The sequence below is a fragment of the Auraticoccus cholistanensis genome, assembly GCF_009742705.1.
Lineage (GTDB): Bacteria > Actinomycetota > Actinomycetes > Propionibacteriales > Propionibacteriaceae > Auraticoccus > Auraticoccus cholistanensis.
The window spans coordinates 7613-28960 of record NZ_WPCU01000009.1 but is presented as its reverse complement, the minus strand read 5'-3'; the positions used below and the strand labels follow the sequence as shown (position 1 = coordinate 28960).

The following is a 21348-nucleotide window of genomic DNA, read 5'->3' as shown; positions in this document are numbered from 1 at the left end:
GGGGACATATAACCACACGTGTACTGGTCTGGCCGGTCGGGTCGCTGTGCGGTTTTCGTCGCAGGGCCGTGTCAGGCTGGGCGGGCGATGACCATCACCTCACGACCACCCACCGCCGCGGGCGGCCGCAGCGGGGACGAGCAGCCGCTCCGCCACCTGCACGTGCTGCCGCCCCGACCCGCTCTGACCGCCGACTGGCCGCAGTGGCTGCCCGGGGAGGCGGTGGTGGCGCTACGCCGTCAGGGCGTCGAACGGCCGTGGGTGCACCAGGTCGAGGCGGCGGAGTCCGTCCGGGCCGGCCGGCACACCGTGGTGGCCACGGGCACGGCGTCGGGCAAGTCGCTGGCCTATCTGATGCCGCTGCTGGCCGACGCCCTCGGCGAGCCGGCCGCCCCCACCGCGGCCGGCGGTCCGAGCGCCGGACGGCGGCCCTCGCGCGAGGACGTGCTGGCCTCGATCCGCGGGGTCCGTCGCCCCACCGCGCTCTACCTCTCCCCCACCAAGGCGCTGGCCCACGACCAGCTGCGCGCCTGCCAGGCCCTGGGGCTGCCGCGCTGGCGGGTCGGCGCGCTGGACGGCGACAGCTCCGACGCCGAGCGCCGGTTCGCCCGCGAGCACGCCTCGCTGGTGCTGACCAACCCCGACATGGTGCACCGCTCGGTGCTGCCCTCTCACCAGCGCTGGTCGCGGCTGCTCGGCTGCCTGACCCACGTGGTGGTCGACGAGTCCCACCGCTACCGCGGCGTCTTCGGCGCGCACGTCAGCGCGGTGCTGCGGCGGCTGCGCCGGCTCTGCGCCCACTACGGGTCGGACCCGGTGTTCGTGCTGGCTTCGGCCACCACCGCCGAACCGCAGCGCTCCAGCGCCCGGCTGATCGGCGTCGAGCCCGAGGAGGTGCACGTCGTCGACCGCGACGGCTCCCCCCGGGGCGAGGTCAGCATCACCCTGCGCGAGCCCGAGCAGGGCGTGGACGAGGACACCGCGGAGGCCCTCGCCGCCCACGTCACCGCCGGCCGGCAGGCGCTGGCCTTCCTGCCCTCGCGGCTGCGCACCGAGCTGGTGGCCATGTCGGTCCGCGACCGGCTGGACGAGGTGGGTCTGCCGGTGGCCGCCCCCGACGGCCTCCCGGTGGCCGAGGCCTACCGCAGCGGCTACCTGGCCACCGAGCGCCGCAGCATCGAGGCCCGGTTGCAGGACGGGTCGGTGCGGGCGGTGGCCGCGACCAACGCCCTCGAGCTCGGCATCGACGTGGCCGGGCTCGACGCGGTGGTGATCGGCGGCTACCCGGGCACGATGGCCGCCTTCTGGCAGCAGGCGGGCCGCGCCGGCCGGCGCGGCGGGCAGGCCGAGGTGACCCTGCTGACCCGGGACGACCCGCTGGACCGCTACCTCCTCGACCACCCCGAGACGGTGTTCTCCGGGCGGGTCGAGGTGACCGTGCTGCACCCGGCCAACCCCTACGTGCTCGGACCCCACCTCGCCGCGGCGGCCCAGGAGCTGCCGCTGTGCCCCGAGGACGAGCGCTGGTTCGGGCCCGCGACCATCCCGACGGCGGAGCGCCTCGCCGACCAGGGGGTGCTGCGGCGCCGCTCACGGGGCTGGTTCTGGACCCGTCCGGACCGTGCCGTGGACGCGATCGACCTGCGCAGCGCCGGCGGACGCCCGGTCGAGATCCTCGAGGCCGGCACCGGGCGGGTGGTGGGCCAGGCCGACCCCGGCACCGCCGACCGGTCGGTCCACGAGGGCGCGGTGTACCTGCACCGCGGCACCACCTGGGTGGTCGAGCACTACGACCCCGCGACGGCCGAGTGCGTGGCCCGGGCCGAGGAGCCGCCCTTCCGCACGCAGGCGCAGTCGGTCAGCGACGTCCGGGTGCTGCGGGAGCACGTCCGCCGCCGGCTGCCGGGCGCCGGGGTGCACCTCGGCGACGTCGAGGTGGCCTCGCAGGTGACGGGGTACCTGCGCCGCGACGCCGTCAGCGGGGCGGTGTGGGACTCCACCCCGCTCGACCTGCCCCGCCGCGTGCTGGCCACCCAGTCGATGTGGCTGACCGTGGACGAGGAGCTGCTCGCCGAGCTGGCGCTCTCCGACCTGGCGCTCGCCGGCGCCGCCCACGGGGCCGAGCACACCGCCATCGGGCTGCTGCCGGCCTTCGCCCCCTGCGACCGCTGGGACATCGGCGGGCTCTCCACGGTGCTGCATCCGGACACCTCGGCCTGCACGATCTTCGTCCACGACGGCCACCCGGGCGGGGCGGGCTTCGCCGAGCACGCGTACGCGGTGGTGGAGCAGTGGCTCGGCGCCACCCTCGACCGGCTCCGGCAGTGCCGCTGCGACACCGGTTGCCCGGCCTGCGTGGTCTCGCCCAAGTGCGGCAACCAGAACCAGGTGCTGGACAAGCCCTCGGCCGCCCGGTTGCTGGCGGGCGTCCTCGGCCGGGACTGAGCGCACCCGTCACGGCCGGGCCGCGGCCAGGTCTGCCGTGCCGGCGTGGGCGTCGGCCTGGACGTGGCGAGGCAGACCGGGCGTCCGCAGCGGCAGCTCCACCCGCACCCGGACCGACACCACGAAGCTGATCGCGTCGCCCTCCACCCGGCAGTCCTGCAGCCGGGCCCCGTTCAGCTCGGCGGTGCGGCGGGCGGCCGCACACCCCTCGCCGGCCTCGGACAGCGCCCTCGCCCCCGCCAGCGCAGCCAGGTCGGCCACCGCGCGGGCCCGCCCGGTGTGCAGGGCGGCGGACCCGACCAGGGCGACCGCCGTGGCCACCAGCGCCAGCACCGCGACCACCGCCACGGTCAGCCCGGTGCCCGACCCCCGCTCCCCACGTCCCGCTCCGGGTCGCGAGCCGCCGCGGACGCCCGCGCTCACGGCGCCTCCCCCGGCTGCCAGCTGACCCGGGCCACCGAGCTCAGCGTCACCTCCGGCCCCAGCCTGCCCACCGGGTCGACGGTGCACGAGGCGGTCACCACCACCCCGCCGGGCGAGGTCTCCACGGTCACCCGGACCGGTCCGCCGGCGCGGCGGCGCACCTGCTCGGCGGCGTCGCGGTCCCCTCGGGCCACCAGCTCGGCCACCTCCGAGGCGACGGCCCGGTTCGTCAGCTCCACCCCCACCAGGCCGAGCGTCCCCGCGAGCAGCACCGTCAGCACCACACTGGCCAGGACCCCCACCGCGAGCTCCGCGGTCACCATCCCCCGGCTGCTCCGGCTCCTGACGGTCGTGGCCGGTGCCGCGGCACGACGCGAAGGCCGTGGGGTTCGTGGGGGACGTGGCGGGCCGGGGAAGCGCCCGCGGCCCGCCACGCCGTTCACGACAGCACCACGCCGCTGACGGTCTCGAGGATCCACAGGATGATCTGCAGGATCAGGTTGCGCAGGTTCTCGTCGGTGAGGATCTTCACCAGCACCCCGCCGAAGCTCACCGCCGCGACGGTGCCGACCGCGTACTCCGCCGTCGTCATGCCGCGGTCGTCGCGACCGGCGACGTCCTCGGTCTCCTGCGTCGCCACCACGGCGGTCTCGTGCTCGGACATGGTCCACTCCCTTCTCGCAGGCCCCTCGCCTGCTCCTCGGCGCCCGGGTGGGCACCTGGCCCCTCGGCCTGCCCCCACCGTCGGCGCCGGCGGCCGGGTCGGTTCCCCCGCCGCACCGGCCTGTGGACGAGACCCGGAGGTCGGGCCCGCCTGTGCGTCGCGGCGGGGTGCACCCCACGGCGCGGGGGCAGCACCGAGCCCCGGCCCGCCGGACGGCGGACCGGGACGCGGGGCGGTCGGGTCGGACGGGCAGGTCACCGGAGCAGGGCGGTGACCGCTCCCCCGATGACCGGGACGATGCCCACCAGGAAGAAGGCGGGCAGGTAGCAGGTCATCAGCGGCAGCACGCTGCGCACACCGACCGCCTTGGCCCTCGACTGCAGCGCGGCGTGGTGGCTGTCGCGGGCCTCGGCGGCGTGGGCCAGCAGCAGCTCGGTCATGCCGGTGCCGGACCGCAGGCCGCGGGCCAGGTCGGCGACCACCCGGCCCACCAGGGGGTCGTCACGCAGCTCGAGCAGCGCCTGCTCCTCGCTCATCCCCACGTCGACCCTCGCCACCACCGTCCGCAGCACCTCCGCGGCCGGGTCCTCGGGGACGGCGGCGACCGCCCGGCAGGCCTGCACCAGCGGCAGCCCGGCCTCGACGCAGCAGGCCAGCAGCTCCCAGGTGCGAGGCCACGCCGCCAGCAGCCGCTCCCGGCGTCGCCGGTGCTCCTCGGACTCCACCCGGCCCGTCGCGACCCAGACCCCGAGCCCGGCGAGCAGCGCCGCCAGCAGGGCCAGCGGGGCCGGCCGCTCCACCAGCAGCAGCGCCACCGCCGCCACCGGCACGGCCAGCAGCACCCGGGTCCTCATCGGCACGGCGTCGGGCCGCCCGCGGCACCACCCGAGCCAGCGCGGCCGGCCGCCGCGGGCGGGCGAGGCGGCGGCGGACCGCACGAGGCCGGGCTGGTCCCGCACCCAGGCCGCCGCGGCCAGTGCGGCCAGCCCGGCCGCCACCCACGTCCAGCCGTTCACCGGGCCAGCCGTTCGCTCCACAGCACCCCGGCGCAGGCCAGCACCACCCCGGCCAGCAGGCAGCCCTGGCCCTGCCAGCCGCCGAGCAGGAAGGCCACCGGGTCGCCCCCGACCGCGTAGCCCAGCAGCAGGCCGACCAGCGGCAGCACCGCGAGCATCCGCCCGGTGGCCCGCGGCGCCGACAGCTCGGCGTCCACCAGCCGGTGCACCGCGCGGTCGGCCGCGAGCGCGGCCGACACCCGGTCCAGGGCACGGGTCAGCGGTGCCCCGGTCCGCACCGACACCTGCCAGGCGTCGGCCACCGCCGCCAGCCCCGACCCGCCGGGTGCGGCCGCCAGCTCGCGCAGCACGGGGACGACGTCCCCGCCGGAGCGGTGCACGGCCGCGGCCCGGGCCAGCAGCGGGCAGTCGTCGGCGGCGTCGACCAGGGCCTCCCCAGCCACCTTCCCGATCCGCAGCTCGGCGGCCAGCACGCTGCAGGCCCGGGCCACCTCCACCGACGTCTCCCCGGCGCGGGACGCCGCACGGTGGGTGCGCGCCACGGCGGCGACCGTGAGGGCCACCAGGGCCAGGCAGAGCACCACCACGGCGGCCGGGCGCCCGCCCAGCAGGGCCGCTCCCACCACCGGGGTCAGCGCGGCCGGCGCGACCGCCGGACACGGCGACCGGCGGCGCGGCCGTCGCGGGCCGGGGAGCGGTGCGGCGGTCAGCCGCCGCAGGTCGCGGGCACCCGCCGGCGGGACCAGCCAGAAGACGGCCAGCCCGGCCAGCAGGGCGGCGAGGGCGCTCACCGGGCCAGCAGCCTCTCGAGGGCGGCGCAGCCCTCGTCCTTGCGCAGCCCCCGCGGACCGAAACCGACCGCCGGCACCGCGCGGACCGTGCGCCCGTCCCGGACGAGCACGTCGATCCCGGCCACCAGCCGTCGCCCGTCGCCGTCGCGGCGGATGTGGACCACCGCGTCGAGGGCGGCGGCTGCCAGCGAGTGCAGGGCGTCGGGGAGCATCCCGCCGAGCGCGGCCAGGGCCTCCAGCCGTGCCGGCACGTCCGCGGCGCTGTTGGCGTGCACGGTGCCGCAGCCGCCCTCGTGGCCGGTGTTCAGGGCCGTCAGCAGGTCGCAGATCTCGGCCCCGCGCACCTCGCCCAGCACCACCCGGTCCGGCCGCATCCGCAGCGCCTGGCGGACCAGGTCGGTCAGCGACACCGCCCCGGCGCCCTCGGCGTTGACCGGCCGACCCTCGAGGCGCACGCAGTGCGGGTGGTCCGGGGACAGCTCGCGGGAGTCCTCGACCACCAGCAGCCGCTCGTGGGCCGGGACGAGCGAGAGCAGCGAGGCCAGCAGCGTGGTCTTGCCCGACCCCGTCCCGCCCGAGACCAGGAAGGCGGCCCGGCACGCCACCAGCTGGCGCAGCAGCTCCGCCCCGGCGGCGGGCAGCGAGCCGGAGGCGACCCAGTCCTGCAGGCTGAACCGGCGGCCCGCCGGCACGCGCAGCGACAGGCAGGTGCCCGGGTCGGCGAGGGTGCCCAGCACCGCGTGCACCCGGGTGCCGTCGGGCAGCCGGGCGTCGACGAAGGGCGAGGAGTCGTCCAGCCGCCGGCCCACGCGAGCCGCCAGCCGGCTGGCGAGCCGGCGCACCTCGTCGTCGTCGGCGAACCTGGTGGCGACCCGCTCCAGACCCTGGCCCCGGTCGATGAAGACGTGCTCGGGTCCGTTGACCAGGACGTCGGTCACCCCCGGCAGCCGCAGCAGCGGGTCCAGCGGACCCGCGCCGGTGGCGTCGCGCCGCAGCGCCTCCATGGTGTGCAGCAGGGACTCGTCGGTGACCACCCAGCCGAGCCGACGCATCTCACCCGCCACGTCGGCGGGGCCGGGTTCGCGCCCCAGCTCGGCCAGCCGGGGACGCAGCAGGTCCAGCTCACCGGTGTCGGCGCTCACGCGAGCACCTCCGCCGCCAGCCGGCGCACCGCCCGCCGCCACCGCCGCGAGCCGCTGGCCAGCGCCCGCTCGCCCCGTGCGACGCCGCCGCGCAGCCGCCGGTCCTCGGGGACCACGGCCACCACGGGCGCGCCCACCGCCTGCTCCACCGCCTGCCTGCCCACCCCCGCCGCCGGGGCCGCGACCACCACGAGCTCGACGCGGTGCCCGGCCGCCCGCAGCCGGTCGCACCGCCGGGCGCCGGCGGCCAGCCCCTGCAGCTCGGCCCGCACCAGCAACCAGCACCGTGACGCCGCAGCCAGCGCCTCGGCGGCCTCCGCCCCCTCGCCGGAGGCCCCGTCGACCAGGCAGACGTCGTACCAGCGCCGCGCCGAGGCGAGCACCGAGGCGACCGCGGCCGGACCGGGCACCGCACCCTCGCGCCGCGGCATCGCCAGCAGGTCCAGCCCCTCGACCTGCGGCAGGTGGCCGCCGAGGTCGCCCACCTGCCCGCTGGCGGCGGCGAGCTCGGGCCAGCGCCAGCCGGGCAGCTGCTCGGCCCCGGCGGTCAGGTCGAGCCCGCCGCCCAACGGGTCCAGGTCGACCACCACGACCCGGAACTCCTGCTCGGCCAGCGCCCGCCCCACGGCCAGCGCCGAGGTGGACACGCCCACCCCGCCGGCGGCGCCCACCAGCACCACCAGCTCACCGCCCGAGCTGCCGGCGGAGGCGGCCAGCCGTGACATCAGCACCCCGTCGACGTCGGGCAGCTCGATGACGCAGGCGTCCAGCGCGGCGGACCACCGGCTCAGCGCCGGGCTGCCCCGGCGGGCCAGCAGGCCCACCCCAGGACGGCCACGCAGCCCCGCCGCCTGCACCAGCTCGGCGACGTCGAGGCCGAGGTAGACCTGCGGGGCCGAGACCCACACCGGCCGCAGCTCCTCGGCGCGGTGCACCTGCTGCACCTCGACGCCGGCGGCGGCCGCCGCCGCCAGGAAACCCGCCGCCAGCTCCTCGTCGCCGCTGACCAGCGCCACCGGTCCGCCCGAGGGACCTCCGCCCGTGCTCCGCATGCCGCGACCGTGGTCGCCCGGGCCGTCCGCCGCACGGCGACGCCGGGGACCTGTGGACGGCCTCCCGCGGCTGTGGACGACCCGCGGTCAGACCAGTGCCCCACAGGTCTTCCCATCGAGGGTGATCGGGGTCACAATGGGAGCAGGAGCTCGGTCGTGCAGGAACCCACGCGGCGATCCAGCCATCTTGAGTGGTCGTCGAGTCCCCGGCTGGTCCGGGGCCGACATCCCGGTGCACGCATGGTCACCGTGCCGACCGAGTCAGCGGGGCCCGTCGGACTCGTTCCAGCGGGTCCCGCGCCCTGCGCCCTCCCATCTGCGCCCTGCGCGCTCCCCATCTGCGCCTGTGCCCAACCGTGAGCCCGTCCCCACCGGCGCGCGCTCGGTTACCAGGGCCCGGGCCGCCTCCAGCGCCGAACGGATCCGCTCCACCCGCAGGAGGTCCTGCAACGGGTCGCTCACGACGCCCGGCCTCGCAGGACCTCTACAGTCTGGGTATGGCACCCACCAGGCGATCACTGCACCCGGCGGGCGCGCTGACCTGGCTCGTGGAGGTCGACGGCGCCGCGGTCCTGGACCTGGCCCACGGATCGGCGGTCTTCGCCCGCGAGCTGCAGGCCGTCGGCCACCACGTCACCGTGCTCGACCGGCAGCCCGCGCCCGCCTCGACGCCCGGGCCGCAGGGCGGGCCGGCGACCGTGCTCGGCCAGCCGGAGAGCCTGCCGTTCAAGGCCCGCCAGTTCGACGCGGTGACCGCCTCCGACACCCTGCAGCACTTCGCCCCCGGGCTGGCGCTGCCCGAGATCGCCCGGGTGCTGCGCCCCGGGGGCACCCTGTCGGTGGTGCAGACCACCCGCGACGACACCGTGCCCTGGGTGCGCCGGCTGGCCCGGATGGTGCAGGAGGTCGACCCGGGGGCGATGCGCGGCGACTACGGCCAGGAGGCGGTGGAGCTGCTGGTGGACAGCCCCTTCTTCACCGCCGTGGAGCACCGCGACTTCCGCAACTGGATCCCGATCACCCGCTCCGGGCTGGTCGACATGGTGGCCCGCCGCCCCGCCGTGCAGGCGGTCGAGGAGGACCGTCGCGACGCGCTGCTGGCCGACGTCGCCGCCCTGTTCGACTCCCTCGCACGCCCGCTGGAGCCGCTGATGCTGCCCTTCCAGTCCTCCTGCTGGCGGGCGCGCCCGGTGCCCGGCGGCGGCACCGACGAGGACGACGACGTGCTGCAGTTCAGCCTCTGAGCTGCCCCGCCGGCTGCCGGCAGCCGGCGCTGCGGTCAGGAGGAGCCGTCCGGCTCGTCCTGGTCGACCACGGCGTGCCGCGGCTGCGCCGGGCGGCTCCTCGGAGCCGAGCCGTTGACCAGCACCGGACGCTGCGCCCCCGGGGTGGCGGCGCCGACCGGCTCGACCGAGCGCCCGTCCTCCTCCGCGGGCAGCGGTGCGGGCTCCGCCGCGGGGTCCCGGCGGGCGGGGACGTCCGGCGCCGGCTCACCGGTGGCCTCGGCCCAGCGCTGCCGCCGCAGCCTCTCCACCGCGGCCTGCGGGTCCTCGCCGGCGGCCCTCGCCTCCCGGCGCACCCGCCGCTCCTCGCGCCGGTCCGCCCGGCGGGACACCAGCTCGTACAGCACGGGCACCACGAGCAGGGTGAGCAGCGTGGAGGAGAACAGCCCGCCGATCACCACCACGGCCAGCGGCCGGGACACGAAGAGCCCGCCGCCGGTGATGCCCATCGCCATCGGCAGCAGCGCGAAGATGGTCGCGACCGCGGTCATCAGGATGGGCCGCAGCCGCTGCCGGGCCCCGTTGAGCAGGGCGTCCCAGCCGGGCTGCCCGCCCGCGCGGTAGTGGTTCACCAGGTCGATCAGCACGATGGCGTTGGTCACCACGATGCCGACGAGCATGAGCATCCCGATCAGCGACGGCACCCCGAGAGCCGTCCCGGTGACCAGCAGCCCGCCGATGGCCCCGGTCGCGGCGAAGGGGATCGAGACCAGCAGGATCAGTGGCTGCACCAGGCTCTTGAAGGTGGCCACCATCACGACGTAGACGATGGCGATCGCCACCAGCAGGGCCAGCCCGAGCTGGTTGAAGGCGTCGGCCTGCTCGGTGGCGACCCCGCCCAGCTCGGCCCGCACGCCCTCGGGCAGGTCCACCCCGGTCAGCCGCTCGGTCACCGCGCTGGTCACCGCGCCGAGGTCGTCCTGGTCGGCGGGGGTGAGCGAGACGGTGGCGCTGCGCTGGCCGTCGGTGCGGTTCACCTGGGGTGCGACCTCGTCGGCCACGACGTCGGCCACGTCGGACAGCGGCACCGGGCCGGCGGTCCCCTGCAGCTCGTGGTCGCGGAGCTCGGCCAGCCCGACCGGCGCCTCGCCGACGCGCATCACCACGTCCTGGGTGAGGCCGTCGACCTCGATCGAGCCGATCGTCGCCGGGGCCAGGATGCCCTCGAGCTGGCTGGAGATGGCCTGCGGGGTGAGCCCCTGCAGGGTCGCCTCCTCCGGGTCGACGCGGACGCTGACGATGGGCTGGTCGGCCACCAGCGAGGAGGTGGTCTCGGTGACCTGCTCGATGCCCTCCATCGCCTCCAGCACGTCCCGCGCGCCCCGCTCGAGGGCGTCGGGGTCGGAGCCGGTCAGCACCACCTCGACGTCGGTGCTGCCGCCGAAGCCGCCGCCGGCGGCGGAGACGCTGAGCTCGCCGACGTCCTCGCCGAACCCGTCGAGCACCGCCTGCACGTCGGCCTGCACCCGGGCGGGGTCGGCCTCGGGGTCGGTGGTGACCGAGAAGCTGGCCGAGTCGGCGCTGCCGCCGCCGCCGAAGGCCGCCTCGGCCCCGCCGCTGCTGCCCACCGTGGTCTGCACCGTCACCACGCCGGGGACGTCGCGCAGCTCCTCCTCGACCTCGACGGCCCGCTCGGTCTGGGCCTCCAGGCTCAGCCCGGGCTCGAACTCCTGGCTGACGGTCAGGGTGTCCTGGCCGGAGTCGCCCAGGAAGGACACCTTCAGCAGCGGCACCATGGCGACGGTGCCGGCGAGCACGAGGGCCGCCACCAGCAGCGACACGACCGGGAAGCGCAGCACCCCCCGCAGCAGCGGCACGTAGCCGCGCTGCAGCCAGCTGCGGCGCTCCTTCTGCTCCGCCGCCGCCCGCACCGCCGCCACGTCGACCTCGCCGCCGGGCTGCTTGAGGAACCAGTAGGCGAGCACCGGCACGATGGTGAGCGAGACCAGCAGCGAGGCGAGCAGCGCCAGCGCGGTCGTCACGGCGAAGGGCCGGAACAGCTCACCGGTCTGGCCGCCGACCAGCCCGATGGGCAGGAACACCGCCACGGTGGTGACGGTGGCGGCGGTGATGGCCAGCGCCACCTCGCGCACCGCGGTGAGGATGGCCGCCACCTTCGGCTCGCCGTAGGAGAGGTGGCGCTTGATGTTCTCGATGACCACGATGGAGTCGTCCACCACCCGCCCGACGGCGATGGTGAGTGCGCTCAGCGTCAGGATGTTGAGGGAGTAGTCGGCGACGCCGAGCCCGATCAGCGCGATCAGCACCGACACCGGGATGGACACCGCGGTCACCAGCGTCGAGCGCACCGACAGCAGGAACAGCAGGATGACGACCACCGCCATCACCAGACCGAGCCCGCCCTCGGTCAGCAGGTCCTCGATGGACTGCTCGATGAAGGGCGCCTGGTCGAAGACGGTGGTGAAGCCGGTGCCCTCGCCGAGCCGCTCGGCCAGCACGTCGAGCTCGGCCCGGACGGCCTCCGACACCTCCACCGTGTTGCCGTCGGGGGTCTTGGTGATCGACATCGACAGGCTCTCGCGGCCGTCGGTGCGCGAGACGGAGGTGGGGGGCTCGTCGCGGTCCTCGACCTCGGCCACGTCGGAGAGCGGGAAGGTCTCCCCGGGTCGGGTCCTGGACAGCAGCCGGACGTCCGCGACGTCCTCGGCGCTGGTCAGCCTCTCCCCCACGGTGACCGACAGGTCGCCCTCGCCGGACTCCACGGTGCCGGCCGAGCTGCGGGCGCCGGCGGCCTGGACGGCCTCGGCGACGTCGGCGGTGGTCAGCCCCTCCTCGGCCAGCTCGTCGGTGTCGAGGTCGACCAGCACCTGCGGAGTCGGCGCACCGGAGATGGAGACGGCGCGGACGCCCTCCAGCTTCTCCAGCTCGGGCACCACCACGTCCTCCAGCGTGTCGGCCAGCCGGGCGGCGCCCTCGTCGCTGGCGGCGCTGACCTGGAGCACCGGGATGTCGTCGACCGAGCCGGTGAAGACCTGGCTGTCGGCCTGCTCCGGCAGCACCTGGTCGATCCGGCTGATCGCGGCCTGCAGGTCCTGCTGGACCACCGACATGTTGGTGCCGTAGGTCATCTGCACGGTGACCATGGAGGAGCCGGTGGAGGACTCCGAGGAGATCGACTCCAGGTCCTGCAGCCCCTGCACCGCCTGCTCGACCGGCACGGTGACGCTCTCCTCCACCACCTGCGGGGAGGCCCCCGGGTAGCTGGTGATGACCACCGCGGTGGGCAGCGAGAGGGAGGGGATCAGCTCCTGCTTGAGGTTGCTGGTGGTGATGACGCCGAACACCATGACGAAGACGGTGACGAGTGCGATCAGGGCGCGGTTGCCCATGCTGAGCCTGGCCAAGCCGTGCATGTCTGAAGGAGCTCCTCGGGTCGCGGTGGTGCCAGTCTTCCCCATCGCGCCCAGCCCGGCATGGGTCCTTCCCCCGACTCGACCCCGAACCGCCCGTCGGTCCGGGCCGCGGGCGCCGCCCGGGCCTAGACTGGTGGTGACCCGACATCCTGTGCGGGCCGCACCAGCCCGACGAGCTCCTGCTCCCGCACGACGGCGTCGGGGTGCGGGACGTGGCAGTCAGGAGCGACATGACTCCTCCGGTGCGTGAGGACCTGGCCTCGGTGCAGAGCCGCTGGCTGCTGCCGGGTGTGCGGCTGCGCACGGCGGTCGGGCTCACCGTGCTGGTGCTGGTCATGCTGGCCCTGTCCATCGTCTCCACCGCCCAGCCGCTGCTGACCCTGAGCCCGCTGCCGGCCCGGATCGTCTTCCTGGTGGTGGCCGTGGCCGGGCTCCCGTTCTGCCTGGCGGCCTGGCGGCTGCGCCGGATCGAGATCGAGGTCGGCCCCGCCGGGGTGCGGATGGGGCACATCTTCGGCTCCCGCCTCACCTCCTGGGACGACATCACCGGCGCCACCACCAAGGAGGGCGTGTTCGGGGTGCGCGTGGTGCTGCTGGGCGGTGACGAGCAGCTGGACGACACCGTGCTCGACCGGGTCTTCGAGGCCCGCGCCGACGACGTGGTGCGCACCATCAACGACGAGGTGACGGCCCGCTCCGGCGCGGCCGGTGCCGTGCGGTCCGGCGGACCGGCCGCCGGCGCCGCGGGGGCCTGACGGGCCTGACGGCGGGCAGACGTCGGCGCTAGTGTCTGCCGAGGAGCGTCCGACCCTGCCGGGACGGACCTGCGAGGCAACGATGCACCAGCTGAGAGGGCAGCCATGACCGACACCGAGTGGTCCAACCTGAGCACCGAGGAGCGCCGCTTCCCGCCGCCGCCGGAGCTGGCGGCGTCGGCCAACGTCACCGCCGAGACCTACCGCGTCGCCGCCGAGGACCCCGACGCGTTCTGGGCCGAGCAGGCCAGGCGGCTCAGCTGGGGCACCGAGCCGACCGAGACCCTGGACTGGAGCAACCCGCCGTTCGCGAAGTGGTTCGCCGACGGCACCATCAACGCCGCCTACAACTGCCTGGACCGTCACGTCGAGGCCGGCCACGGCGACCGGGTGGCCTTCCACTTCGAGGGCGAGCCCGGGGACTCGCGCTCCATCACCTACGCCGAGCTGACCCGGGAGGTGTGCCGGGCCGCGAACGCCCTCACCAGCCTCGGCGTGCAGGCCGGGGACCGGGTGGCGATCTACCTGCCGATGATCCCCGAGGCCGTGGTGGCGATGCTGGCCTGCGCCCGCATCGGCGCCCCGCACGTGGTCGTCTTCGGCGGCTTCTCCGCCGACGCGCTGTCCACCCGCATCCTCGACTGCGGGGTCGAGGTCGTCATCACCGCCGACGGCGGCTACCGGCGCGGGGCCCCCTCCGCGCTCAAGCCGGCCGTCGACCAGGCGCTGCAGCGGTGCCCCGACGTGCGCAGCGTGCTGGTCGTGCAGCGCACCGGCCAGGAGACCGCGATGGTGGAGGGCCGCGACGTCTGGTGGCACGACGCGCTGGCCGCCGAGCCGGACACCCACACCCCGCAGATGTTCCCCGCCGAGCACCCGCTGTACGTGATGTACACCTCCGGCAGCACCGGCAAGCCCAAGGGGATCCTGCACACCACCGGCGGCTACCTGGTCGGGGTGTCGTGGACCCACTGGGCCAGCTTCGACCTCAAGGCCGAGACCGACGTCTTCTGGACCGCCGCCGACATCGGCTGGGTGACCGGGCACTCGTACCTGGTCTACGGCCCGCTCAGCAACGGCACCACCTCGGTGATGTACGAGGGCACCCCGGACACCCCGCACCGGGGCCGCTGGTGGGAGATCGTGCAGAAGTACCGGGTGACCATCCTCTACTGCGCGCCCACCGCCATCCGCACCTTCATGAAGTGGGGCGCCCAGATCCCGGCCGAGTTCGACCTGTCCTCGCTGCGGATCCTCGGCTCGGTCGGCGAGCCGATCAACCCCGAGGCCTACGTCTGGTACCGCACCCACATCGGCGGCGACCGCACCCCGGTGGTCGACACCTGGTGGCAGACCGAGACCGGCATGCACATGATCGCCCCGATGCCCGGCGTCACCGCCGGCAAGCCCGGCGCGGCGATGACCCCGCTGCCCGGGGTGTCCATCGACGTGGTGGACGACGAGGCGAACCCGGTCGCGAACGGCCACGCCGGGCTGCTGGTGATCACCCGTCCCTGGCCCGCCATGCTCCGCACGCTGTGGGGCGACGACCAGCGCTTCATCGACACCTACTGGTCGCGCTTCGAGGGGCTCTACTTCGCCGGCGACGGGGCCAAGAAGGACGCCGACGGCGACCTGTGGCTGCTGGGCCGCGTCGACGACGTGATGAACGTGTCCGGGCACCGGATGTCGACCACCGAGATCGAGTCCTCGCTGGTGTCGCACCCGAAGGTGGCCGAGGCGGCCGTCGTCGGAGCGGCCGACGAGACCACCGGGCAGGCCATCGTCGCCTTCGTCATCCTCCGCGGCGACGCCGAGGACGCCGGCGACGACGTGGTCACCGAGCTGCGCAACCACGTGGCCCGCGACATCGGCCCGATCGCGAAGCCGCGGCAGATCATGGTGGTGCCCGAGCTGCCCAAGACCCGCTCGGGCAAGATCATGCGCCGGCTGCTCCGCGACATCGCCGAGCACCGCGAGCTCGGCGACGTCACCACCCTCACCGACTCCTCGGTGATGGACCTGATCCGCAGCAACCTGCCGTCAGCCCCCGCCGAGGACTGAGCGCGGCCGCGCACGGGTAAGTGGTCACGGACGACGTGCCGGGAGGTCCAGCCGGGCCCCCTGGTCGTCGTCCGTGACCACTTCCGCGTCGGGCTCGGTACCGGCGGACCCGCTAGGGTGTTCGGCGGTGTGCCGGGAAGTCTGGTCGGCGACGAGTCCGTCGACCCGACAGGAGCCCCATGGCCGAGCAGCAGCCGCCCCGCACCACCCGACGCCGGGTGGTGCTCTTCGCCCCCGGTGACAACCAGGACCAGGTCGCCGTCGCCGAGGTCCTGCGGATGGAGACCGTCGGCGGGGTCCTGATGCTGGTCGCGGCCCTGGTGGCGGTCGTCTGGGCCAACGTCGCAGGCGGGAGCTACGAGGCCGTCCGGCACATCGGCATCGGGCCGCTCGACCTGCAGCACTGGGCCGCGGACGGGCTGCTGGCCATCTTCTTCTTCGTCGCCGGGCTGGAGCTCAAGCGCGAGCTGGTCGCCGGCTCGCTGCGCAAGCCGTCCGCCGCGCTGGTGCCCATCGTCGCCGCGGCCGGCGGCATGGTCGTGCCCGCCCTGATCTACCTCGGCCTCAACCTGGCCCTGCCCGGCGGGGACGCCCGCGGCTGGGCCGTGCCGATGGCCACCGACATCGCCTTCGCGCTGGCCATCCTCGGCATCGTCGGCGGCAACCTGCCGACGAGCCTGCGGGCCTTCCTGCTGACCCTGGCCATCGTCGACGACATCGGGGCGATCGCGGTGATCGCGGTGGCCTTCACCACCGACCTCGCCCCGCTGTGGCTGCTCGGCGCGTTCGCCTGCGCGCTGGCCTGGTGGCTGCTGCAGCGGCGCCGGCTGGACTGGTGGTGGCTGCACGTCCCGCTGTTCGTGCTCTGCTGGTGGTGCATGTTCAGCAGCGGCGTCCACGCCACCATCGCCGGCGTGGTCCTGGGGCTGCTGACCCGGACCTCGCCGGAGGAGGGCAACGACCCGGTCGACCGCTGGGAGCACTTCTGGCGTCCGGTCTCCGCCGGCTTCGTGGTGCCGCTGTTCGCCCTGATGTCGGCCGGCGTGGTGGTCGCCCCGTCGGCCCTGCAGGCGGTGTTCACCGAGCCGGTGCCGCTCGGCATCATGATCGGCCTGGTGGCGGGCAAGGTGCTGGGCGTCACCGGCGGGGCGTGGCTGACCGCCCGCTTCACCCGGGCCGAGCTCGCACCGGACATCGGCTGGCGCGACGTCCTGGGCATCAGCGTGGTGGCCGGCGTCGGCTTCACCGTCGCCCTGCTGGTGGCCGAGCTGGCCTTCGCCGGGTCGCCGGAGCTGGTCGAGGAGGCCAAGACCGCCGTGCTGCTGGGCTCCCTGGTGGCGGCCGTGCTCGCCGCGGTGGCGCTGCGGCGACGAGGCCGGGCCCACGCCCGGCGAGCCGGCTGAACCAGGTGGGGCCTCCCGGCCGGCTGGGCGTGCACTAGGCTCAGCCGGACGGCACAGGGAGGCGACACCATGACCACCGCTGACACGATGAAGAACATCCAGCAGGACATCACGGCGCTCGGCAGGTCGACCGCCGCCCTGGCCAAGGTCGAGGCCACCGACATGGCCAAGAAGCTCGGCATCGGTGGCGCGCTGCTCGGGCTGGCCGGCTTCCTCGCCCTGAACGCGCTCTCGCTGCTGTTCGTGGCCGCCTCGCTCGGCTTCTTCCTGCTGCTGCAGCCCGACGGCCCCGTCGAGCCGCAGGACCCCGCCGTGCCGACCGGCGCCCTCCCGCTCGGCTTCGTCATCATGGCCGCCATCCTGCTGCTGGTCGCCGGCGGTCTCGGCTTCGCCGGGATGCGCAGCATCAAGGCCAACCGCGGGCTCAAGCAGACCCAGGCGGAGGTGCAGGCCACAGTCACCGCGCTGAAGGGCGCGGTCGAGCGGGGCAAGGCCGACGTGGCGGTGCGGCTGCAGTACGGCGACGACCGTCCGCGCAGCGTGGCCGCCCAGACGCACCCGGGCACGGTGGAGACCCGCTCCGGCGACGTCTCCTGACCGCCGCGGCCCGGGGTGTTCAGCGCCCTGCTGCGGCCGCTGCTGCCCGAGGGTGAGTGGGAGCACCGGCTGGTCCACGCCCGGAGCCTGCGGCTGCACCTGGCCGTCAGCCGCCCGGGCGGCGGCGCCGCCGGCGATCCGGTGCTGCTGCTGCCCGACGCCGGCCGCACCTGGTGGTCCTGGCGCCACCTGATCCCGCTGCTCGGAGCCGGACGAGCCGTGCTCGCGCTGGACCCGCGCGGCACCGGCGCCAGCGACCGCACCCCCTCCGGCTACCGGCTCCCCGACACCGTCGACGACCTGCACGCGCTGCTGGACGCCCTCGCGGTGCCACGGGTGGTGCTGGTCGGTCACGGCTGGGGCGGCATCAGCGCCACCGCCCTCGCCGCCGCCCACCCCGAGCGGGTCCGGGCGCTGGCCCTCGTCGCGGCGCCCGCCCCGCCGGCCCTGCAGGGCTACCGCCGGCTGCTCGCCGGCGCGCTCGCCGGGACGCGGGTGCTCACCCCGCAGCGGCTGCACGCCTGGGCCGGCGCCGACCTGCCCGCCTCGAGCCCCTGCGTGCAGGCCCTGCGCGAGTGGCCCGGCCCGCAGCGCGCCCTCGCCCCGCTGCGCTCCGCCGCCCTGCACCCGGCCACCCTCCGCGCCCTGCGCACCGGCCCCCGCGCCGTCCCCACGCTGCACGTCCGAGCCGCCGCCGACCCGCTGCTCCCCCGCCCCCGCCTGGGCGCCCCCGCCCCCGTCGTCCTCCCCGGCGGCCACCAGCTCCCCGAGGACTCCCCCACCGCCCTGGCAGCCACCCTCACCGGGTGGCTGCAGAGCCTCCCCGCCTAGACCAGTCCGCCGCTGCGGCCGGTGCACCGGACCTGAGCCCGCCGCCTTCCGCGAGCCGGGTGAGCAGCCGACGCCGGCACGAGCACGCGGCGTCCGGGACGAGCCCGGGCACGAGCACGCGGTCGTCCCGGACCGCTGTCGGGGTGTGGCGGGCGTTGGGCGAACTCCTCCGAGGGACGAGGAGGAGGCTCGCCCGGGCGGGACAGCGGTCCGGGACGACCGCGTGCGGACGCACGAGACCGCGCGAACCGACACGACCTCGACCGAGCACAGCTCCTGGCTGCGCAGCCGGACCTCAGGTCCGGTGCACCGCCCGCAGCGGCCGGATCGGGATCAGGTCCTCCGCCTTGGTGCGCTCGGCGATCGCCTCGGCGTCGGTCGCCTCGGCCTCGCCGGCGCGGATCCCCGCCAGCCGGGCCCGGTAGGCCTCCACCTCGGCACGCTGGCGGTCCTCGTCCCAGCCCAGCAGCGGCACGGCGATGGCCAGCACCTCGTCGACGGCGCTGAGCCCGCGGTCACGGGCCTCGTGGTCGATCCGCAGCCGGTGCAGCAGGATGTCCTCCAGGTGCAGGCTGCCCTCGTACTGCACGGCGAAGGCCACCTCGACGCGGAGGTAGGCGGGGGCCCTGGTGAGCGGCTGGGCCAGCGTCGGGTCGGCCTCGATGAGGTCGATCAGGGTGCCGACCTCGGAGCCGTAGCGCGACAGCAGGTGCTCGACACGGTCGGCGTCCCAGCCGTAGCCGGGGGCGACCCGGGCCAGGTAGCGTCCCGCGGCCTCGAGGCCGACCGCGCCCACCAGCGGGATCCGCTCGGTGATGGAGGGCCAGCGCCGGGCCATCGAGGGCCCGAGGGCGAAGTCCACGGCGTCGCGGGCCATCACCCGGTAGGTGGTGAGCTTGCCGCCGGCCACCGACACCATGCCGGGGGCGACCTCGGCCACGGTGTGCTCCCGGGAGACCTTGGCCGAGCTCTGCTCCTTGGCCGAGGCGGGCTGCAGCAGCGGCCGCAGGCCCGCCCAGGTGCCCATGATGTCGTCGGTGGTGAGGTCGCTGGCCAGCACCTTGTTGGCCTCCTCGAGCACGTAGTCGATGTCGGCCCGGGTGGTGATGGGGTGGCGCAGCGGCCCCTCCCACGGCGTGTCGGTGGTGCCGATGACCCAGTAGTGCTGCCAGGGGATGACGAACAGCACCGACTTCTCGGTGCGCAGGAAGAGCCCGGTGCTGCCCTTGATGCGGTCCTTGGGGATGACCAGGTGGACGCCCTTGGAGGCCAGCACCTCCAGGCCGCCGCCCTCGGTGACCAGGGACTCGGTCTCCTCGGTCCAGACGCCGGTGCAGTTGATGACGTGCTTGGCCCGCACCTCGTAGGTGGAGCCGGTCTCGAGGTCGGTGACCTGGGCGCCGACGACGCGTCCGGTGCGGTCCTTGAGGATCTCGGTGACCTGCGCCCGGGTGGCGGCCAGCGCGCCGTAGGAGACGGCGGTGCGCACCAGCCCGAGGACGAGCCGGGCGTCGTCGACCCGGGCGTCGTAGAAGCGGATGGCACCGGTCAGCTGGTCGCTGCGCAGGTCGGGGAACAGCTCGAGCGCGCCCTTCTTGCCGTAGTGCTTCTGCGGCGGGACGCCCGCACCCTCCTTGTCGCCGGGCAGGGTGAGGTTGCCCAGCGCGGACATGGCGTCGTAGAGGCCGACGCCGAGGGCGCTGTAGGTCCGCTCGACCACCGGCACCTTGAGCGGCCACAGGAAGGGCTGCGGCTTGACGAGGTGGGGGGCGATGGTGCTGAGCAGCAGCCCGCGCTCGCGCAGCGCCTCCTGCACCAGGGCGAAGTCGAGGTTGTACAGGTAGCGCATGCCGCCGTGGATCAGCTTGCTGGAGCGCGAGGACGTCCCCGACGCCCAGTCCTGCATCTCCACGATCCCCGTCCGCAGGCCGCGGGTGGCGGCGTCCAGGGCCGCCCCGGCGCCGGTGACCCCGCCGCCGATGACCAGGACGTCCAGACCCTCCTCGTCGCTCATGGCCTCGAGCGCGGCCGCGCGTGACTGCTGGGTGGTGGCGGGGATCATGCCCCCAACCTATCGGCGCGCTCCAGCCGGCGACGAGCGACCGACCCCGCCGCCCCTCGCCCCGTGGGCGCCGCTCGACCGGCACCCACCGACCCGGGCGCGGGTCAGCTGCGCCGCGGCCCGCGGTCCCCGCGGCGGTCGAGCAGGAAGCGGTCCGGGACCGGTCGCCGGTGCGCGGTGTCCCACGGCTGCTGCCAGCCGGCCAGGTCGAGCACGGTGTCGAGCAGGTGGGCGGTGAGGCCCCACACGAAGAGGTCGTCCACCACGAACGCGGGCCCGGTGTAGCCCCGCGGCAGGGTGGCGGTGACCCGGTGCTCGGGCGCGGTCAGCACCGAGAGCGGGATGCGGTGCACGGCGGCCACCTCGGCGGCGTCCCTCGGCTGCAGCGGGCGGTCCCCCGGCCAGCCGGCCACCACGGCGGTGACGTCGAAGGAGCTCACCTCGACGTGGACGGCCGGCAGCCGCCCGATCACCTCGACCTCGTCGGGGTCGATGCCGATCTCCTCGTGGGCCTCGCGGATGGCGGCCGCCTCCAGGGACGGGTCACCGGGGTCGCGGGCCCCGCCGGGGAAGGCGATCTGGCCGGCGTGGTGGCGCAGCGTGCTGGCCCGCTCCAGCAGCGTGACGTCGACGTCGTCGCCGTCGAGGGTGGGACCGAGCAGCACCAGCACCGCCGCCTCGCGGGCGCCCACCGCCGGGCGGATCCGCAGCAGCGAGGACTCCACCGGGGAGGCCAGGGCCTGACGGAGCAGCTGCTGGTCCCACAGGGGCATGCGGCTGAGACTACGCGGGCGGCTCACTCCCGCCCGGAGCGCTCGGCGGCGATCACGTCGCGGTAGTACTCCCCGCTCAGCTTCACGGTGCGCTGCTGGGTCTCGTAGTCGACCCGGACGATGCCGAAGCGGCGGTCGTAGCCGAAGGCCCACTCGAAGTTGTCCAGCAGGCTCCAGCAGAAGTAGCCCTTGAGCGGCAGGCCGCGCTCGACCGCCCGGGCGCAGGCGTCGAGGTGGGCGGCCAGGTAGCGGCGCCGGTCCTCGTCCTTCACCCGTCCCCCGGGGGTGACCTCGTCGGGCCAGGCGGAGCCGTTCTCGGTGACGTAGAGGTGGGTGTCCGGGGCGAGGGCGTGCACCATCTCGAGGGTCTCCACCAGGCCGTCGGGGTGGATCTCCCAGCCCATCTGGGTCTTCTCCGCGCCGGTGTCGACGGTCACGACCCGCTCGCTGCCCGGGGTGGGGGTGGCCAGCGAGGGGTCGTCGAACCGGCCGTCCTCGGGCGCGGCGACGGTGTGGGCGCTGTAGTAGTTGATGCCCACGAAGTCCAGGGGGGCGGCGATGGTGGCCAGGTCGTCCGACCGCTCGGCGAACCACTGCGTGGTGCCCGTGTCGGCCAGCACGTCGGCCGGGTAGCGGCCCAGCAGCACCGGCTCGAGGAAGAGCCGGTTGGCCA

General features: G+C 75.4%; 18 protein-coding genes. 7 read left to right on the top strand and 11 right to left on the bottom strand.

Features of this window, described 5'->3' with window-relative positions; all coding sequences use genetic code 11:
* Positions 1-87: 87 nt before the first annotated feature.
* The gene (locus tag GC722_RS13050; RefSeq protein WP_156610900.1) at positions 88-2445 is read left to right on the top strand and encodes a DEAD/DEAH box helicase; all 2358 of its coding nucleotides are present in this window, start codon (positions 88-90) and stop codon (positions 2443-2445) included.
* A 9-nt stretch (positions 2446-2454) separates the two neighbouring features.
* Here the strand turns inward: GC722_RS13050 and GC722_RS13045 are convergent, their stop codons facing one another.
* From GC722_RS13045 to ssd, 7 genes are all read right to left on the bottom strand, one after another.
* Positions 2455-2868, bottom strand: coding sequence for an Rv3654c family TadE-like protein (locus tag GC722_RS13045; protein WP_197430148.1), 414 nt, complete (start codon positions 2866-2868; stop codon positions 2455-2457).
* Positions 2865-3191: a hypothetical protein gene (locus GC722_RS13040; RefSeq protein ID WP_156610898.1), complete on the bottom strand. Its 327-nt coding sequence runs from the start codon at positions 3189-3191 to the stop codon at positions 2865-2867. The genes GC722_RS13045 and GC722_RS13040 overlap by 4 nt, the downstream gene beginning before the upstream one ends.
* 116 nt (positions 3192-3307) lie before the next feature.
* Complete coding sequence (locus GC722_RS13035; RefSeq protein WP_156610896.1) at positions 3308-3532, bottom strand: DUF4244 domain-containing protein; 225 nt, start codon at positions 3530-3532, stop codon at positions 3308-3310.
* 254 nt (positions 3533-3786) lie between these two features.
* Complete coding sequence (locus GC722_RS13030) at positions 3787-4548, bottom strand: type II secretion system F family protein (protein WP_156610894.1); 762 nt, start codon at positions 4546-4548, stop codon at positions 3787-3789.
* Complete coding sequence (locus GC722_RS13025; protein ID WP_156610892.1) at positions 4545-5339, bottom strand: type II secretion system F family protein; 795 nt, start codon at positions 5337-5339, stop codon at positions 4545-4547. Before GC722_RS13025 ends, GC722_RS13030 begins: the two co-directional genes overlap by 4 nt.
* The gene (locus tag GC722_RS13020) at positions 5336-6481 is read right to left on the bottom strand and encodes a TadA family conjugal transfer-associated ATPase (RefSeq protein ID WP_331714792.1); all 1146 of its coding nucleotides are present in this window, start codon (positions 6479-6481) and stop codon (positions 5336-5338) included. The genes GC722_RS13025 and GC722_RS13020 overlap by 4 nt, the downstream gene beginning before the upstream one ends.
* Positions 6478-7533 (bottom strand): septum site-determining protein Ssd, encoded by a 1056-nt coding sequence (gene ssd / locus GC722_RS13015; protein WP_156610890.1) that lies wholly within the window; start codon positions 7531-7533, stop codon positions 6478-6480. Before ssd ends, GC722_RS13020 begins: the two co-directional genes overlap by 4 nt.
* Before the next feature lie 497 nt (positions 7534-8030).
* On the opposite strand from ssd, the gene GC722_RS13010 reads away from it, so the two are divergent.
* Entirely contained in the window at positions 8031-8777 is a 747-nt protein-coding gene (locus tag GC722_RS13010) for a class I SAM-dependent methyltransferase (RefSeq protein ID WP_156610888.1), read from the top strand.
* A 35-nt stretch (positions 8778-8812) separates the two neighbouring features.
* Here GC722_RS13010 and GC722_RS13005 read toward each other — a convergent pair whose 3' ends face one another.
* Complete coding sequence (locus tag GC722_RS13005) at positions 8813-12190, bottom strand: efflux RND transporter permease subunit (RefSeq protein ID WP_197430147.1); 3378 nt, start codon at positions 12188-12190, stop codon at positions 8813-8815.
* 230 nt (positions 12191-12420) lie between these two features.
* Here GC722_RS13005 and GC722_RS13000 point away from each other — a divergent pair, with 230 nt between their 5' ends.
* From GC722_RS13000 to GC722_RS12980, 5 genes are all read left to right on the top strand, one after another.
* Complete coding sequence (locus tag GC722_RS13000; RefSeq protein ID WP_156610886.1) at positions 12421-12945, top strand: PH domain-containing protein; 525 nt, start codon at positions 12421-12423, stop codon at positions 12943-12945.
* Between the two features lie 105 nt (positions 12946-13050).
* The gene (gene acs / locus GC722_RS12995) at positions 13051-15009 is read left to right on the top strand and encodes an acetate--CoA ligase (protein ID WP_156610884.1); all 1959 of its coding nucleotides are present in this window, start codon (positions 13051-13053) and stop codon (positions 15007-15009) included.
* Positions 15010-15188: 179 nt separating this feature from the next.
* Positions 15189-16412, top strand: coding sequence for a Na+/H+ antiporter NhaA (gene nhaA / locus GC722_RS12990; RefSeq protein ID WP_156610883.1), 1224 nt, complete (start codon positions 15189-15191; stop codon positions 16410-16412).
* A gap of 69 nt (positions 16413-16481) precedes the next feature.
* Positions 16482-17009: a phage holin family protein gene (locus tag GC722_RS12985; protein WP_156610881.1), complete on the top strand. Its 528-nt coding sequence runs from the start codon at positions 16482-16484 to the stop codon at positions 17007-17009.
* Positions 17010-17024: 15 nt separating this feature from the next.
* A complete protein-coding gene (locus GC722_RS12980) occupies positions 17025-17840 on the top strand; it encodes an alpha/beta fold hydrolase (RefSeq protein ID WP_156610879.1) in 816 nt (271 codons plus the stop codon).
* A gap of 295 nt (positions 17841-18135) precedes the next feature.
* Here GC722_RS12980 and GC722_RS12975 read toward each other — a convergent pair whose 3' ends face one another.
* The 3 genes from GC722_RS12975 to GC722_RS18495 form a co-directional block, all read right to left on the bottom strand.
* Positions 18136-19902, bottom strand: a complete 1767-nt coding sequence (locus tag GC722_RS12975) for a glycerol-3-phosphate dehydrogenase/oxidase (RefSeq protein WP_156610877.1) — start codon at positions 19900-19902, stop codon at positions 18136-18138.
* A gap of 104 nt (positions 19903-20006) precedes the next feature.
* The gene (locus GC722_RS12970; protein ID WP_156610875.1) at positions 20007-20675 is read right to left on the bottom strand and encodes an NUDIX hydrolase; all 669 of its coding nucleotides are present in this window, start codon (positions 20673-20675) and stop codon (positions 20007-20009) included.
* Between the two features lie 23 nt (positions 20676-20698).
* On the bottom strand, positions 20699-21348 hold a 650-nt coding region (locus GC722_RS18495; RefSeq protein ID WP_231747850.1), incomplete at its 5' end, for a glycoside hydrolase family 1 protein.

Coding starts and splice junctions, on each gene's coding strand:
- GC722_RS13050 (WP_156610900.1), top strand. CDS start 88: ATGACCATCACCTCACGACCACCCACCGCCGCGGGCGGCCGCAGCGGG.
- GC722_RS13040 (WP_156610898.1), bottom strand. CDS start 3,191: ATGGTGACCGCGGAGCTCGCGGTGGGGGTCCTGGCCAGTGTGGTGCTG.
- GC722_RS13035 (WP_156610896.1), bottom strand. CDS start 3,532: ATGTCCGAGCACGAGACCGCCGTGGTGGCGACGCAGGAGACCGAGGAC.
- ssd (WP_156610890.1), bottom strand. CDS start 7,533: ATGCGGAGCACGGGCGGAGGTCCCTCGGGCGGACCGGTGGCGCTGGTC.
- GC722_RS13010 (WP_156610888.1), top strand. CDS start 8,031: ATGGCACCCACCAGGCGATCACTGCACCCGGCGGGCGCGCTGACCTGG.
- GC722_RS13005 (WP_197430147.1), bottom strand. CDS start 12,190: ATGCACGGCTTGGCCAGGCTCAGCATGGGCAACCGCGCCCTGATCGCA.
- GC722_RS13000 (WP_156610886.1), top strand. CDS start 12,421: ATGACTCCTCCGGTGCGTGAGGACCTGGCCTCGGTGCAGAGCCGCTGG.
- acs (WP_156610884.1), top strand. CDS start 13,051: ATGACCGACACCGAGTGGTCCAACCTGAGCACCGAGGAGCGCCGCTTC.
- nhaA (WP_156610883.1), top strand. CDS start 15,189: ATGGCCGAGCAGCAGCCGCCCCGCACCACCCGACGCCGGGTGGTGCTC.
- GC722_RS12985 (WP_156610881.1), top strand. CDS start 16,482: ATGACCACCGCTGACACGATGAAGAACATCCAGCAGGACATCACGGCG.
- GC722_RS12975 (WP_156610877.1), bottom strand. CDS start 19,902: ATGATCCCCGCCACCACCCAGCAGTCACGCGCGGCCGCGCTCGAGGCC.
- GC722_RS12970 (WP_156610875.1), bottom strand. CDS start 20,675: ATGCCCCTGTGGGACCAGCAGCTGCTCCGTCAGGCCCTGGCCTCCCCG.